The 13,911-nt window shown below is 62.7% G+C and carries 13 protein-coding genes; 5 read left to right on the top strand and 8 right to left on the bottom strand.

Annotation, left to right across the window (positions count from 1 at the left end):
* Positions 1 to 73: 73 nt before the first annotated feature.
* On the top strand, positions 74 to 1,168 hold the full coding sequence (locus A4A58_RS01810) for a DUF2855 family protein (RefSeq protein ID WP_068729249.1): 1,095 nt from the start codon (positions 74 to 76) through the stop codon (positions 1,166 to 1,168).
* A gap of 10 nt (positions 1,169 to 1,178) precedes the next feature.
* Here the strand turns inward: A4A58_RS01810 and A4A58_RS01805 are convergent, their stop codons facing one another.
* Entirely contained in the window at positions 1,179 to 2,933 is a 1,755-nt protein-coding gene (locus tag A4A58_RS01805) for a chloride channel protein (RefSeq protein WP_068729247.1), read from the bottom strand.
* Positions 2,934 to 3,154: 221 nt separating this feature from the next.
* Here A4A58_RS01805 and A4A58_RS01800 point away from each other — a divergent pair, with 221 nt between their 5' ends.
* Positions 3,155 to 3,712 (top strand): HNH endonuclease, encoded by a 558-nt coding sequence (locus A4A58_RS01800; RefSeq protein WP_068729244.1) that lies wholly within the window; start codon positions 3,155 to 3,157, stop codon positions 3,710 to 3,712.
* 26 nt (positions 3,713 to 3,738) lie between these two features.
* On the opposite strand, the gene A4A58_RS01795 is transcribed toward A4A58_RS01800, so the two are convergent.
* Genes A4A58_RS01795 through A4A58_RS01780 form a run of 4 tightly spaced genes read right to left on the bottom strand, consistent with a single transcriptional unit; the run spans position 3,739 to position 7,298 of the window.
* A complete protein-coding gene (locus A4A58_RS01795) occupies positions 3,739 to 4,716 on the bottom strand; it encodes a Bug family tripartite tricarboxylate transporter substrate binding protein (RefSeq protein WP_068729241.1) in 978 nt (325 codons plus the stop codon).
* A 57-nt stretch (positions 4,717 to 4,773) separates the two neighbouring features.
* Entirely contained in the window at positions 4,774 to 5,670 is an 897-nt protein-coding gene (locus tag A4A58_RS01790; RefSeq protein ID WP_081421657.1) for a polysaccharide deacetylase family protein, read from the bottom strand.
* A gap of 36 nt (positions 5,671 to 5,706) precedes the next feature.
* Positions 5,707 to 6,606 (bottom strand): fumarylacetoacetate hydrolase family protein, encoded by a 900-nt coding sequence (locus A4A58_RS01785; RefSeq protein WP_068729238.1) that lies wholly within the window; start codon positions 6,604 to 6,606, stop codon positions 5,707 to 5,709.
* A complete protein-coding gene (locus A4A58_RS01780; RefSeq protein WP_081421656.1) occupies positions 6,603 to 7,298 on the bottom strand; it encodes a GntR family transcriptional regulator in 696 nt (231 codons plus the stop codon). Before A4A58_RS01780 ends, A4A58_RS01785 begins: the two co-directional genes overlap by 4 nt.
* Before the next feature lie 218 nt (positions 7,299 to 7,516).
* On the opposite strand from A4A58_RS01780, the gene A4A58_RS01775 reads away from it, so the two are divergent.
* The 3 genes from A4A58_RS01775 to A4A58_RS01765 all read left to right on the top strand — a co-directional run bounded on the left by A4A58_RS01775 (position 7,517) and on the right by A4A58_RS01765 (position 10,111).
* On the top strand, positions 7,517 to 8,593 hold the full coding sequence (locus tag A4A58_RS01775) for a phospholipase (RefSeq protein WP_068729234.1): 1,077 nt from the start codon (positions 7,517 to 7,519) through the stop codon (positions 8,591 to 8,593).
* Positions 8,594 to 8,694: 101 nt separating this feature from the next.
* Positions 8,695 to 9,666 carry a S1C family serine protease gene (locus tag A4A58_RS01770; protein WP_068729232.1) on the top strand — a complete coding sequence of 324 codons (972 nt, stop codon included), beginning with the start codon at positions 8,695 to 8,697 and terminating at the stop codon, positions 9,664 to 9,666.
* Between the two features lie 244 nt (positions 9,667 to 9,910).
* Entirely contained in the window at positions 9,911 to 10,111 is a 201-nt protein-coding gene (locus A4A58_RS01765; RefSeq protein WP_139069769.1) for a hypothetical protein, read from the top strand.
* 47 nt (positions 10,112 to 10,158) lie between these two features.
* Here A4A58_RS01765 and A4A58_RS01760 read toward each other — a convergent pair whose 3' ends face one another.
* From A4A58_RS01760 to A4A58_RS01750, 3 genes are all read right to left on the bottom strand, one after another.
* Positions 10,159 to 11,121: a DUF1775 domain-containing protein gene (locus tag A4A58_RS01760; protein WP_244499625.1), complete on the bottom strand. Its 963-nt coding sequence runs from the start codon at positions 11,119 to 11,121 to the stop codon at positions 10,159 to 10,161.
* 44 nt (positions 11,122 to 11,165) lie between these two features.
* Positions 11,166 to 13,364, bottom strand: a complete 2,199-nt coding sequence (locus tag A4A58_RS01755) for a TonB-dependent receptor family protein (RefSeq protein ID WP_068729228.1) — start codon at positions 13,362 to 13,364, stop codon at positions 11,166 to 11,168.
* A 70-nt stretch (positions 13,365 to 13,434) separates the two neighbouring features.
* The gene (locus A4A58_RS01750; protein ID WP_158005634.1) at positions 13,435 to 13,818 is read right to left on the bottom strand and encodes a DUF2946 family protein; all 384 of its coding nucleotides are present in this window, start codon (positions 13,816 to 13,818) and stop codon (positions 13,435 to 13,437) included.
* Positions 13,819 to 13,911 lie beyond the last annotated feature (93 nt).

Genomic DNA, 13,911 nt, shown 5'->3' with positions numbered 1-13,911 from the left:
ACAACTCCGCTGTCGCAAAACAGACATCGCGCGCAGGAATGATCGCAGCAGCAAAACGCTGCGGAGTTCGAACATGAGCACATGCACGCAATTCAACGTCGCTAAAAATGACTTCCAGAACATCGCGCTTCGACAAATGGCACTGCCGAGGCTCGACGAACTATCCGATGATTGTCTGCTGGTTGAGGTCGAGCGCTTTGCCTTCACTGCAAACAACATCACTTACGCGATGCTCGGCGATGTCATGAAATACTGGCAATTGTTCAGGGCGCCGGAGGGGTTGGGCAATATTCCGGTCTGGGGTTTCGGCAGAGTGATCGCCTCGATGCATCCGCAAATCGCCGAAGGCGAGCGGCTGTTCGGCTATTTTCCGATGGCCTCGCATCTGGTGATCGAGGCGGCCGATGTCAGCAAGCGCGGTCTGCGCGATGGCGCGGCGCATCGTCAGGGCGTGGCGCCGGTCTACAATGCCTATGCGCGGGTGACGGGTGATCCGGCCTTTGCCGGGCGCAACGGCGACTATCAGGCGCTGCTGCGGCCTTTATTTATGCTCTCGTTCCTGGTCGATGATTTTCTCGCTGAGGAGGAATTCTTCGGTGCACGCACTGTCATTCTCTCCAGTGCCTCCAGCAAGACAGCCTTCGGTCTGGCGCATCTGCTGCACAGCAAGCGCAAACCGATTCGTGTGATCGGACTCACATCAACGGGCAATGCCGATTTCGTACGGTCGCTCGGCTGCTACGACGATGTCGTGCTCTACGATCACATCGATTCGCTGCCCGCCGATCAACCGGTGGCCTTCGTCGATATGGCCGGGAATGCCGATCTGCGCGGCCGGCTGCATCGGCACGTCGGCGACAAACTCGTTTATAGCGGGCGCGTCGGACTCACCCATCAGGATGCAGCGGTGGATGAGGAGCTTCCCGGTGCCAAACCCTCGTGGTTCTTCGCGCCGGACCAGATCCGCAAGCGCGCCAAGGAATGGGGACCGGGCGGCATCGATACCCGGTTCAACGCGGCGTGGTCGGGCTTTGTGCCATTGCTGGAACAATCGCTCGCGATCGTCGAGAGCCGTGGCGCTGTGGCTGTTGAGACAATCTATCGCGATACGCTGGCGGGGCAGGTGCCGCCTGATCAGGGGCACATACTGTCGCTCGTGGACGGCTAAGGGCGGACCATCACATCTCGCCGAGGGCTTCGCGGCGGCGCTGCTCGGACTCTTCAGCATAGCGCCGTGTCGCGTGGGCTTCCGAGAGCGTGCCGAGCACGCGGTGGCTTTCGGCCTCGACCACCGCCAGCGATTCCGCTTCGGCGCCCTCGAATACCACCATGGCGTCGCGGATGTTCATGTCGGGATGCAGCACGACGTCGCGACAATGCAGCAGGCTGTCGAGCCGGAACGCCGCCACATCCGGTGAATGAGCTTCAGCGACGATGGCGAGGCCGACATAGCGGCCCTCGGGATCGACGGCGACGACCTGGGTCTTCGAGCCGAGCGGGAACTTCTCGCGGAATTCGTCGAGCGGCATGGTGGAATCGACAGTCGGCACGTCCGGGCGGAGCAGGCGCTTGACGGTGAGATCGCGAATCCAGCCCACGTCAGCGGCGCTGCGGATGGTCTCGCCGCGCAGATGCAGGCGCCATGTGGCGAAGGAGTAGCCGAACAGTTCGCGCGTTAGTTGGGTGGAGATGATGACGGCGACCAGCACCGCGGTGGTGAGCCAGAGATTGCCGGTGGATTCGAGTGCGATGAACGACATGGTCAGCGGCCCGCCGATCACCGAGGCCGACAGCGCGCTCATGCCGATGATGGTGTAGACGGCGGGATCGATGGTGAAGCCGATGCCGGTCGCGTTGAAGCCGACCGCGAACAGATGGCCGCCGAGCGCGCCGAGAAACAGCGTGGCAAAAAACAGACCGCCACGAAAACCGGTGCCGAGCGAGATGATCGAGGCGAGCGTTTTCAGCGCCATCACGAAGGCCACCAATGCGACCGGATAGGCCGTCATGCCGCCGAAATGCAGCGCGCCGTGTCCGGATGCCATGACTTGCGGCGTCAGCAGCGCCATCAACCCGACCAGCAGCCCGCCCAGCGCCGGACGCAGCGGCGGCCACAATTTGATTTTGGTGAGCAGCGCTTCGGTCCAAGCGACGACACGCATGATGCCGATGCCGAAGGTCGCGGCGAAGACGCCGAGCAAGGCCGCCACTGCGAGATCATGACCGAGCACGTCGCCGAACCGGCCGGCAACGACGCCAAGCGACAGTGGATCGAAGGCATGGGCAACGAAATAGCCGGTCACCGCGGCAACGCCGACCGGCATCAGACTCGCCGATGTGTAGCCGCCGATCACCAGTTCGAAGGCATAGAACGCGCCGGCCAGCGGCGCACCGAATGCGCCGGCGATCGCGGCCGCCGCACCGCAGCCGACCATCACGCGCTGGTCGCCGCGGCGCAGGTGGAAGGCGCGCCCGATGGAGGCACCGAGCCCGCTGGCGAGCTGGGTGTAGCCGGCCTCGAGGCCGACCGAGGCCCCGACGCCGCTGGACCACACGGTTTGCAGCGCGACGATGACGCTGCCGCGGAATGACATCCGCCCCCCATGGAGCGCGTTGGCCTCGATGGGGTCGACCTCGCGGGCCGGTCGCCAGCGCAACAGCAGCAGGAAGGCGACCCCCAGCAGCAGCCCGCCAAAGGTGGGAACCAGAATCGCGCGCACCGGATCGATCCAGAACTGGCTGGAGAGCCGCTGGCCCCATTCCAGATTGAACAACACCGCGTGAAGAACGCTGACCGCAGCGCTCATGGCGGCCACCACGAGACCGCCGATCACGCCGATCAGCGCTGCCAGAATCGCAAGGCTGGTTTCATGCGCACGGACAAAGGCGCGCAGCCGTTGCGGGGCCTCGAGATAGCGGGAGGAAGGGACCATCGGGCAGCGTCCGGTATCTGCGGCCGCGAACCGGGCGCGCGCCACGGTGTTTAGCGGCAGGCGCTGCGGCAGACCACCCGCAGTCCCCAGAAAAGCGTCCCAACACGGCGCTTTTGTGAGGGGATAAGGTCTGCCCTATGCCCTTCACAACCCTGTCACGCTGCCTGTAGTATGTGGAGACAGGTTGCTTCGCAGCCATATGTGGGGGTCAGGAGCGTTACTTGAACGCACATGTCTCGCAAGGCGGTTGGCCGGTTCTGGTCCTCAATGCGGACTTCCGGCCGCTGAGTTACTACCCACTGTCCCTGTGGTCGTGGCAAGACGCGATCAAGGCAGTGTTTCTCGACCGTGTGAATATCGTAGAGCACTACGATCACGCGGTGCGGAGTCCTTCGTTCGAATTTCAGCTGCCCAGCGTGGTGTCGCTGAAGTCGTTCGTGAAGCCGACGACGCATCCCGCCTTCACCCGGTTCAACGTTTTCCTGCGCGATCGCTTCTCCTGCCAGTATTGCAGCTCGCATGACGATCTGACCTTCGATCATATCATCCCACGCTCCAAGGGTGGCCAGACCACCTGGGAGAACGTTGTTGCGGCCTGTTCGCCCTGCAATCTGCGCAAGGGCAACATGACCACGCAGCAGGCGCGCATGTTCCCGCGCCAGACGGCGTTCGCGCCGACGGTGCACCAGCTGCATCGCAACGGCCGGCTGTTTCCGCCGAACTATCTGCACGGCAGCTGGCTGGACTATCTCTACTGGGATACGGAACTGGATCCGTAGGGGCGTCGGGCGCTACGCCAAGATCGCTATTCCTGCTTCAGCTCGAGCTTGCGGATGATATCGCCCCATTTGGTGATCTCTCCGCGCACGTAGTTCTGGGAGTCGGTCACCGAACCGCCAACGGCCGCGAAGCCGATGCGGTCGAATTGTTCGCGAACACCTGCATCTGCAAGCGTCTTGTTCACGTCGGCGTTGAGCTTGTCGATGACTGCCTGCGGCGTCTTGGCCGGCACCAGGAATGCCACCCAGGTTGCATCCTCGTCGTCACTCAGTCCGAGCTCGCGCGCGGTCGGGACATCCGGAAGCGATGGCATACGCTCGCGGCTTGTCACGGCCAGCGCCTTGACCTGTTTGCCCTTCACCAGCTCCATCGCCGCGGGCAAGGCGACACTGGCCAGAGGCGTGTGACCGCCCATCACGGCGTTTAGCGCGGGACCTGCACCCGTGAATGGCGCATGCACGATGTTGGCCTTGGCGCTGAGCTTGAATATTTTTTCGGCCGACAGATGCGGCGTGGTGCCGACACCGGCGGTGCCATAGGTGAAGTTTTCCTTGGCGGCAGAGGCGATCACCTCGCGCAGGGTCGATGCTGTGAGATTCGGCGCGCCGACGATCAGATTGGGCGTGGTCGCTGCGACCACCACGGTCTTGAATTCATCCGGCGAATAGCCGGCCTTTGCCGACAGGCTCGGATTGACGGCGAATGCGCTTGTTGTCACCAGCACGGTATAGCCGTTGGGTTCGGCGCTTGCAGCCGCGGCAGCCGCGATATTGCCACCGGCACCACCGCGATTCTCGATAACGACGGGTTCGCGCCACAGGTCGTTCAGTTTCTGTCCGACAATGCGCGCGATGATATCGGCGGGGCCGCCCGGCGCGAAAGCGACGAGCAGGCGCACCGGCTGCGCCGGGTAGGGCTGCTGGGCGACGGCGGGACCGATCGCCGTCAGCAGCGCTGCGGTGATGACGACCGCGCGGGATGCGCGCCTGAAGAAGTGCGTCATGATATTCCTCCTGGATGTTTTTTCGGGAGGCTTTTGCGCCTCCTCAACGGGTGTGGTTCAGAACACCTCGTCCTTGAACCACCGGCCCTGCGCTAGCGCGTATTCGGCAATCTCCATACGCGTGCCGATCCAGACATCGTCGCGCTTGCGCGCCAGCTTGATCATGGCGTCGTAAACCCACGCGCCTGCCGGCCGACCGAACACATGGGTGTGCGCGGTGACATCGAGCATGAACGGTGCCGCGTCGGCCTGGCTTGCATTGTCGAGGATGGCGCGGAACTGGTCGATCAGCGTCGCCGGCGCGTTGCCGTAGCGGATGCTGTGCGGCAGATCGTTCACGTCCATCGTCAGCGGAATGCCGACGATGCGTTGCTCCGGCGCATCTTTCTGCGTGATAATCGAGGGCAGGTCGTCGTCATTGCAGTCGCCGAACCAGACATAGCCTTCCTCAGCGAGCAGCTTTGGCGAAATCAGGCTTCCGGTGCCACGTGGGCTGATCCATCCTTTCGGACGTTCGCCGGTGACGGCGGCGATGAGGTCACCAGTGCGGCGGATATTGGCGCGCTCACCGGCCTCGTCGAAATAGACCGGGATGACATCCATGCCATAGGAATGCGCCACGATCTCGTGACCAGCGGCATGAAGCTCCTTCAGCACGGTCGGGTGGGTCTCGGCCAGCACGCCGTTGACCATGATGCTGGTCTTCACATCGTTTGCGGCAGCGATGCGCGTGAGGCGCTGGATGCCGCGCACGGCGCCGTAGCTTGCCCAGGAATGTGCGTTGGTATCGAAGAAGCCGGGCTGCAACACGTTGCCCATCGGCCCGATGCCCGGTGCCTTGCCGGGCGACCAGGCTTCGTAGGCCAGATTGAAGACGATGCCGATGCGCGCGTTATTTGGCCAGCGAAAGTCCGATGTTGCACGCTGCACGCGGAATGTCGGGGAGTCACTCATGTTGTTTTCCTTGTTTTTGGCGAGTGCGTTGCCGTGTCAGGCCACGATGCTGTTGGACAGGATGCCGATGCCTTCGATCTCGGCTGTGACGCGATCCCCCTTGAGCAGGAAGTGCGGCGGCGTCATCGCATAGCCAACCCCGGACGGAGTTCCGGTGGCGATCACGTCTCCGGGCTCCAGCGTGAGACCGCGCGTCAGATGTTCGATGATGGCTGGGATATCGAAGATCATGCGGCTGGTGCGGCTGTCCTGGCGTACCTCGCCATTGACGGTGCTGACGATCCGAAGGTCGGCAACATTCGGCAGCGCCGACGCATGGACCACAACCGGCCCGAACGGGCAGGAGCGATCGAGGCCCTTGCCTTTGAACCACTGGCCGTAACGGCGTTGCATGTCGCGACTGGTGATATCGTTGATGATCGAATAGCCGAACACATGATCGAAGGCGTTCTGCGCGGAAATGTTGCTGCCCGGCTTGCCGATGATGACGGCGAGCTCGACTTCGTAATCGAGCTGTTCGGTGACATTGGCATGCTGCGGAATCGTTTCACCTGAAGCGATCACGGCGGTCGGCGGTTTGGTGAAGAATTCCGGCACGCTTGGCAGCGGGGCGGGCGCCTTGCCCTGCGCGCGCATGCCTTCGTCGATATGATCCTTGTAATTGCGGCCAACGCAGAAAACGTTCTTCTTCGGCCGCGGGATCGGTGCCATCAGCGTCAGCGATGCCAGTGCAACAAGGTTCGCGGCATTCGCGGTGGATGCGAGATCACGCACGATGGCGAGCCCCGCTTCGCCGGCTTCGGCGAGATCGCCGACATGGCGCGGCGCGGAGGCCTGGCCTGCACCCGGCCACACCTTCGTCAGATCGAGAACATTGTCATCGATCAAGAGGCCCAGATGCGATCCGTCAGCGGCTGCAAAAGTGAGGAAGATCATGGTGTGGTCTCATTCTTTTCGTGGAGGTCGAATTCTTTCAGCGATGCCGCTGCCTGGTCGCGCAGCAAACGGACATGCCGTCGCGCGAGTGTTTCCGCGCGGTCGGGATCGCGCTCGGCGATCGCGTCGATGATGTCGTGGTGCTCATGAAACGATTGCGAGCCGCGATTGAGACGCTCGATGAAGCGCAGTCCCGCCATTTTCAGATGGCCGAATGAGTCCCATGTTTTGCCGAGCAAGGCGTTGCCGCTCTCCTTGATCATCAGCGCATGAAAGGCGGTGTTGGCAGCGGCATATTCGGCGGGGCGGGCCAGCGCGCCGGCTTCATCGAAATCGGCAAACACGGCCCGCAGGCGGGGCACGATATCAGCCGCACCATTGAGGGCCACTTCGCGCGCTGCCAGACCTTCCAGCATTTCTCGGATCGACAGCCATTCGAGATATTCCGGCAGCGATGTCGGCATCAGCCGTGCGCCGCGGCGCGGGCGAAACGTGATCAGCCCTTCCTGTTCGAGCCTGCGCATGGCCTCGCGTACGGGAGTCCGGCTGACCCCGAGCTCTGCCGCAAGCTCCTCTTCTCGAAGTCGCAAGGGGGCCGTGAGGCCGGCCGCGCGCACCCCCAGCCGAACTTTCAAGGCCGTATAGACTTCGTCTCTCAAATAGGGTCTGGCGGCGATCGGGCTGATGCTCATGAATTTTGTATATGTATACAAAATAGAGAAGTCTATGGTATTTCAATGTTGCATCGCAGCGATTTTGCCGGATGTGAGTGATCTGGATGATCGGTAACTGGGGCTGACAGATCTTCGCCGGGCGCGGAGATGGCCGCTTTGCCGTCGTATCAGTATGGTCTCTGGCCTCTCGCTCGGTCCTGGGTTGATGGGGCCAAACGATCTGCCCGGAGCTTCCGATGAGCGACATAGTCGTCGACGATATCGTTGTTCTGCTGCCGCCCCTGCTGCAATCGCTCGAGGCGCTGCAATTTGTTGCGCGCAATCTGCATCCGCCGACTTTCGGTGCCGTCATGGAAGCGGTGGGTGAGCCCGATCAGGCGCTCAAGGCGGTGCGTGCAGAGCTCAACGCATGGCCGGATGATTTTTGCGATCTGCGGGCGCATCTCGATGCGGCGAGCGACGCGGCGCTGACAGCCTTTACCGGCCTGCGCGCCGCCCAGCAGCCCGGTGGCGATCTGCCGATGGTGTTTCGTGCATTGCGCCACGCCACGCGCGCGCAGGAGGCGCTCTATGCCACGGTGGTGCGCCTGCCGCCTGTGAGTACGTTCTTTCTTCCGCCTGACATGCGCGAGAACACGGCACTGCTTGAACGATTGGCATTGCCTTCGGCAGAGAACACCGGCGTCATTCATGATGGCGAGCCCGGACGTCGCGGCGGTTTCTCGATGTATGTGCCGGAAACCTACACGCCGGATCGTGCCTGGCCGCTGGTGATGGCCCTGCACGGCGGGAGCGGCAACGGCCGCGCTTTCTTGTGGAGCTGGCTCGCCGATGCGCGCAGCTCTGGCGCGATACTCATCGCGCCGACGGCGATCGGCAGTACCTGGTCGCTGATGGGCGACGATGCCGATACGCCAAATCTTTCGCGCATTCTCGATCTGGTGCAGTCGCGCTGGCATATCGATCCCGCGCAGCTCCTGCTGACCGGGATGAGCGATGGCGGCACCTTCTGCTATGTCAGCGGCCTTCGCGCCGAGTCCCCCTTCACCCATCTGGCACCGGTGGCCTCGACCTTTCATCCGCTGATGGCGCAGTTTGCCGATGCAGATCGCCTGCGCGGCTTACCGATCCATCTCGTCCATGGCCGTCTCGACTGGATGTTTCCGGTGCAGACCGCGCGCGAGGCACAGCAGGCGCTCACGATCGCCGGCGCCGATGTCACCTATCGCGAGATCGACGATCTCAGCCACTGCTATCCGCGCGAGGTCAATGCGGTGCTGCTGGCGTGGCTCGCACAACGTCCCGGTGCGTAACCAAACGCCGCAGGGTCGCTAAGTTCACAGGCTGGACTTCCACGTCCGCGATCGGTTCTTATATGGCGGGGGCTACCCATTCCGGACAAAGGAGATTTTGCATGCCTTCACTGACCGAGTGGAAAGTGCCCCCGGGCGTGCAGCCGCGTGCTGAGGATTACGGATTCGACCTCGAACAGGCGCTGGAGGCGGTGGTTGGGCTGCATTGTATCATCCCGGAAGATGCTTTCACGGCAGATACGCTCGGCACCGAGCGCGCCGGCAATGGCGTGCTGATCGGTGACGGTCTCATTCTCACCATCGGCTATCTCATCACCGAGGCTGAAACGATCTGGGTGCATCTCGGCGACGGCCGCGTGGTGCAGGGCACGGCGCTGGGCGTCGATCAGGAAAGCGGTTTCGGACTCGTGCAGGCGCTCGGCGAGATCGACATTGCGCCGCTGCCGCTTGGTGAATCGGCGAGCGCGAAGATCGGCGATCGCGTGGTGGTCGGCGGCGTCGGTGGACGCACGCGGTCCGTGGCCGGCAAGATCGCCGCGACACAGGAATTCGCCGGCTATTGGGAATACCTGCTCGACGACGCGATTTTCACCCATCCGGCCCATCCGAACTGGGGTGGTGCCGCCCTGATCAACGCCAAGGGCGAGTTGATCGGCATCGGCTCGCTGCAGATCGAGCGCGAGCACGGCGGCAAGAACGAACATCTCAACATGATCGTGCCGATCGATCTGCTGAAGCCGATCCTCGACGATCTCAAGACTTATGGTCGTGCCAACAAGCCGCCGCGGCCGTGGCTCGGGCTGTATGCCGCCGAGGTCGAGGACAAGGTCGTCGTGGTTGGGATCGCCAGGAAGGGGCCCGCGGCCCGGGCCGAGCTCAAGACCGGCGACGTGGTTCTTGCCGTAAACGGTGAGGAGGTATCCGATTCCGTCGAATTCTATCGCGCACTCTGGGCGCTAGGTCCGGCCGGTGTCGACGTGCCGCTGACGCTCTATCGCGGTGGCGATACATTCGATGTCGAGTTGGTATCGACGGACCGCTCCAAGATGCTGAAAGCTCCCCGGCTGCACTGACGCCAGGTAGAATCGCGGCCTGCACCGATGGTCTGGATTGCATGTAAGGCCGTTGCGCCAGGGTGCGCTGACGAAAAATTGAGATAGTCCAGAATTGCAAGCTATCAGAATTAGCTAAATATTAGGAGCGAAGCGTCGTCCGATTCGTACTGCGTCTGATTTCACAGCAATTGCAGGTCGGTCTCATTGTCACGCGCATCATTCGACAGCTCGCAGCGAGCTGCCTGTCGTCAAAAGTCCTGACATGTCGAACCGTGCAATGCCGTTCGGCAATGACAATATCCGTACCAGCCATCTGAAATGCGATCAGTGCAGGACGCGCACGTTCCTGCAAGGGATCGAACGATCGCAGGGTTTCGAGACCAGGCTGTTCGGCTGCGTGCATTGCGGTGCGGTCAAAACAATCCGGATCGATACACCCGACGCAATCGCGGCCTCGTCCTAGACATCAGGCGCACCGCAACATGTGCGGTGCGCAGCATCTCGACGTGATCAGTGCGCGTGTCCGCCACCGGCAGGTGCCGAAGCGCCGACCGCGTTGACGTCGAGTTCGATGTCCACCTTGCCGGCCTTCTCGAACTGCAGCTGCGCTTTCACCTTGTCGCCCTTGGCGAACGGCTTGGCGAGATCCATCAGCATCAGGTGATAGCCGCCGGGCTCGAGCTTCACGGTGGCGCCGGGCTTGATCTCGAGCCCGTCATTGAGCGGACGCATCTTCATCACGCCATCAGTCACGCTCATCTCATGCACCTCGATGCGGCTGCCGCCGGTGAATGTGCCACCGAGTAGCTTGTCGCTGGTCTTGCCGTTGTTGGTGATGGTGAGATAGCCGCCGGCCACCTTGGCCGCGGGCGGTGTGGCACGCGTCCAGGGCGTCATGATCATCAGGTCGCCCGCATGGACCATGCCGGCCATCTGCGCCATTGCATCGTGTGGTGATGCCGCGGCAAGGCGCACGATCGGCGCCGGTGATTTCAGGCTGTGCGGATCCTGCCCCGCAGCCGGGATTTGCGCCCAGTCTTCCGAGCCCTGCTCGCAGCTCTGCAGTGTGGGCAGATACAGCGGCACATCGGCCTTCAATGTGGCAGGCAGATAGGCCGAGAATACGAACTCGTCATAGAAGTCGTTGTCGAGCTTGCCGGTCCAGGTGATTTCCTTCACGCCCTCCGACGCCTTCATGCCGTGCATGAAATCGTAGGACTGCGCATAGGCGCCTTTCTTTACAGCGACGGTCCAGCCCGGCTTCGGCATCGGCTTCACTGCGATCATCCCTTCCGGAATCTGCACGGTGATCTTCGTCGTCGGCGAGGCGCCGCAGCCATGCGGTACGGCGAGCACCGCGCGATAGGAGCCGCCGACCGTGGCCGGACCGCTCTGCACGAAGACGTGGGCATAAGCGGGCGATGCCACTGCGCCCAGCGCAGTGAGAAGCAACAGCATGGAGCGGTTGGTCATGGAACGTCCTTTCGTGGATTGAAGCATAGCGGAATTCGTCATCTTCACCACCTCGCCTTGACGCCGGCATAGATGGCGCGACCGGTGCCGGGTTCGAACAGCGGCGATGTCGCCGTGGCCTGATTGAGAATGCTGGCGGAGGCGATGTAACGGGTGTCGAGCACGTTGCGTGCTTCGATATAGCCCGAATATGTGCCGCCATTGTCGACGCCGGCTTTCAGGCCGAGCAGCGCATAGGGTTCGGTCTTCAGCGTATTGGCGCTGTCGACATAGTAAGCTTCCGGCACCCATTCGAGATTGGGGCCGAGATAGAACCCGTTGGCATGTTTGTAGAGCAATTCTGCGCGCAGATAGTGCCGCGGCGCGCCCGGCAGCAGGTTGTTGCCGAAAGTCGCGTCATTGTCGAAGCGGAAGTCGTTGAACGTATAGGCCATGTTGAGCCAGAGCTTGTCCGGTAGCGGTCCCGCATCGAACATGCCCTTGAACACGGCGACGCCGAGACCGGCCTCGATGCCCTGATGGATGGTGCGGTCGGCATTGGTGACGTTGCAATTGCCGAACGCGCTGTAGAGGCACTGCAGTTCGTCGGTGATATTGGCGCGGTAGCCCGTCAGCTCCCATGTCAGGTCCGGCCGCCGTCCACGCGTGCCGATTTCATAGGTGGTCGCACGCTGTGGCCGGATGCTGGTGAAGGGAATCGTCGGGATGCCCGGGCCGTTCGAACTCTCGCCGAAGCTCGGGACTTCGGCACTGCGCGAGATGTTCGCGTAGGCCTGCCATGTCGGATCGATATTCCAGAGCAATCCGCCTTTTGGACTCCACAGGTTGAATTCGGTGGCGCCGGACTGGTCGCCATCGCTCAGGAAACGGTCCTGCCGATTGCGTGTGGCATAGAGGAATTGCGTGCCGCCGATCACCGCGACAGTCGGCAGGAAATAGAACGAATTCTCAGCATAGACCGACGTGTTCTTCGAGCGGTCGATCGATGACGACGCCAGCGCGCCCTTCTGGCCAGCGATATTGACATACTGGTTGTTGTCGATCCGGCCGTTGATCACGTTGACGCCGGCGACGAAGACATTGCGATAACCGCCGATATTGCGGTCGTCGGTCACTTTCGCGAAGCCGCCATAGTCCTGATAGCTGTAGTCCAGATACTGGAAGATCGGATGCATCAGGTGCCGGTCGACGGCGAAGGCGCCGAAGTCGATGGTGGTATTGTCGAGCCGGATCGTGGTCTTGTTGGCGAGGCGCACCGTGTCGATATTGCGCTGCTGGTCGCCGGTGAGGTTGCTGGCCGCCGCGGTGGTCGGTGAGTTCAGCGCGCTGTCTTTGCTGACCGAGCCTGGAATGCGCTGACGTACGCTGTTGGCATTGAGATAGAAGCGCGTCTCGAAATCCGGTGAGAACTGGTAGCCGACATTGCCGCTGACGCGCGTGGCCTCGCCATTGCTGTGATCGCGAAAACCATCGGCGGATTGCGTCGAGGCTGTGATGAAGCCGTCCCACGGACCATTGGCGCCGCCGGTGTTGGCCTGCAGGCGGCGGAAGCCGAAAGCACCCATGTCGACCGACGCACCGTTCACGAACGGATCGCGGCCGGTCGGCGTCACGAAATTGATCGCGCCGCCGAGCGAATTGGCGCCGAAGCGCAACGCGTTGCCGCCCTTGAACACCTCGACATATTTATAGGCGGTCGGGTCGATCTCCTGGAAATCGCCATAGCCGTCGGCGGTGTTGATCGGGATGCCGTCCATATAGAGCTGCACGCCGCGCAGATGGAAGTTGCGCGACAGGCTTGAGCCGCGGATCGACAGCCGTGTGTCGTCGCCCCATTTCGGCTGCGCGAATACGCCCGGCACATAATCGAGGATGTCCTTGATGGTGTTGGACGGCGTCGAATTCCGCCACGCATCCGCCGTCACCAGCGCGACGCCGCCGGGCGTCTGCTGGATCTCGCGGAGTGCCTGCTGGGCGGTGAGCACCGTGAGTGCGCCCGGCACGCTCGGCGCCTGGGCGCCGACGTGCGCTGTCGTCGCCGCAGGGGTGGCGCGGGCCGCGCGGGCGTTCGGCGCGGCGTTGCGTGGCTTGCGCGCAGCAGCGGCGCGCTGCTGCGCGGGTGCATCGACGGTCACCGCCGGCAACGATGTGAAGGGGGCCGATTGGGCCGACACCACGCTTGGAATGAGCATGGCAGCGGATGCGAGCAGGGCGCTGCGCAGCCGCATGGAAACGGATAGCATGGGGAAAACTCCACCGGGATTGAACTGAGTAACGCGCGCGCTGATGCGCGGCGTCTGACGGCGTGGAACGTCAGCTCAGGCGCGGTGGCGCGCGGGCCCGGTGGTCAGAGGTTGCGACGGTCGCGACGATGCGATCGTCGGGGGCGGCAACGGGAGCGATCGCGATGGCGATGCGCGACGTAACGAAAGCGGTCTGCGCAGGTGGTGCGCCCGGCGCGTGGCTGCCGGTGCAAAGCGGGCAATGCGCTGCCGGCTTGCCGGTGGTCTTGCCGACATCATCCTGTGTGGCGGCGCTATCCGGATTGTTGTGGCAGATCTGATAACCGGCCGCAGCGTCCGCGGGTGAGATCGCCGCCAGCAACATGCTGGACAGGATGACGTTGAGCACAAGCGCATAGGCCGCGGCCAAAGATGCCACGCCTCCAAACCAGCGTTTGCGCGAAAAATGTCTCACAGGATCGATCCTCCCCCTCCGATTAGCACGGAGGCGGAACCTGTGAAAGCCGTTCGATGACCAAATTCGTTGATGCTGGTCATCCTGAAGGAT

Origin of the sequence: Tardiphaga robiniae, from assembly GCF_001618955.1 — a bacterium.
Lineage (GTDB): Bacteria > Pseudomonadota > Alphaproteobacteria > Rhizobiales > Xanthobacteraceae > Tardiphaga > Tardiphaga robiniae_A.
Note: the sequence above shows the minus strand (reverse complement) of the source record. Positions and strands in the feature narration are given on the sequence as shown.

Bases quoted from the DNA above. Each gene is read 5' to 3' on its own strand.
- A4A58_RS01810 (WP_068729249.1), top strand. From the start codon at position 74: ATGAGCACATGCACGCAATTCAACGTCGCTAAAAATGACTTCCAGAAC.
- A4A58_RS01805 (WP_068729247.1), bottom strand. From the start codon at position 2,933: ATGGTCCCTTCCTCCCGCTATCTCGAGGCCCCGCAACGGCTGCGCGCC.
- A4A58_RS01795 (WP_068729241.1), bottom strand. From the start codon at position 4,716: ATGACGCACTTCTTCAGGCGCGCATCCCGCGCGGTCGTCATCACCGCA.
- A4A58_RS01790 (WP_081421657.1), bottom strand. From the start codon at position 5,670: ATGAGTGACTCCCCGACATTCCGCGTGCAGCGTGCAACATCGGACTTT.
- A4A58_RS01785 (WP_068729238.1), bottom strand. From the start codon at position 6,606: ATGATCTTCCTCACTTTTGCAGCCGCTGACGGATCGCATCTGGGCCTC.
- A4A58_RS01780 (WP_081421656.1), bottom strand. From the start codon at position 7,298: ATGAGCATCAGCCCGATCGCCGCCAGACCCTATTTGAGAGACGAAGTC.
- A4A58_RS01775 (WP_068729234.1), top strand. From the start codon at position 7,517: ATGAGCGACATAGTCGTCGACGATATCGTTGTTCTGCTGCCGCCCCTG.
- A4A58_RS01770 (WP_068729232.1), top strand. From the start codon at position 8,695: ATGCCTTCACTGACCGAGTGGAAAGTGCCCCCGGGCGTGCAGCCGCGT.
- A4A58_RS01765 (WP_139069769.1), top strand. From the start codon at position 9,911: ATGTCGAACCGTGCAATGCCGTTCGGCAATGACAATATCCGTACCAGC.
- A4A58_RS01760 (WP_244499625.1), bottom strand. From the start codon at position 11,121: ATGACCAACCGCTCCATGCTGTTGCTTCTCACTGCGCTGGGCGCAGTG.
- A4A58_RS01755 (WP_068729228.1), bottom strand. From the start codon at position 13,364: ATGCTATCCGTTTCCATGCGGCTGCGCAGCGCCCTGCTCGCATCCGCT.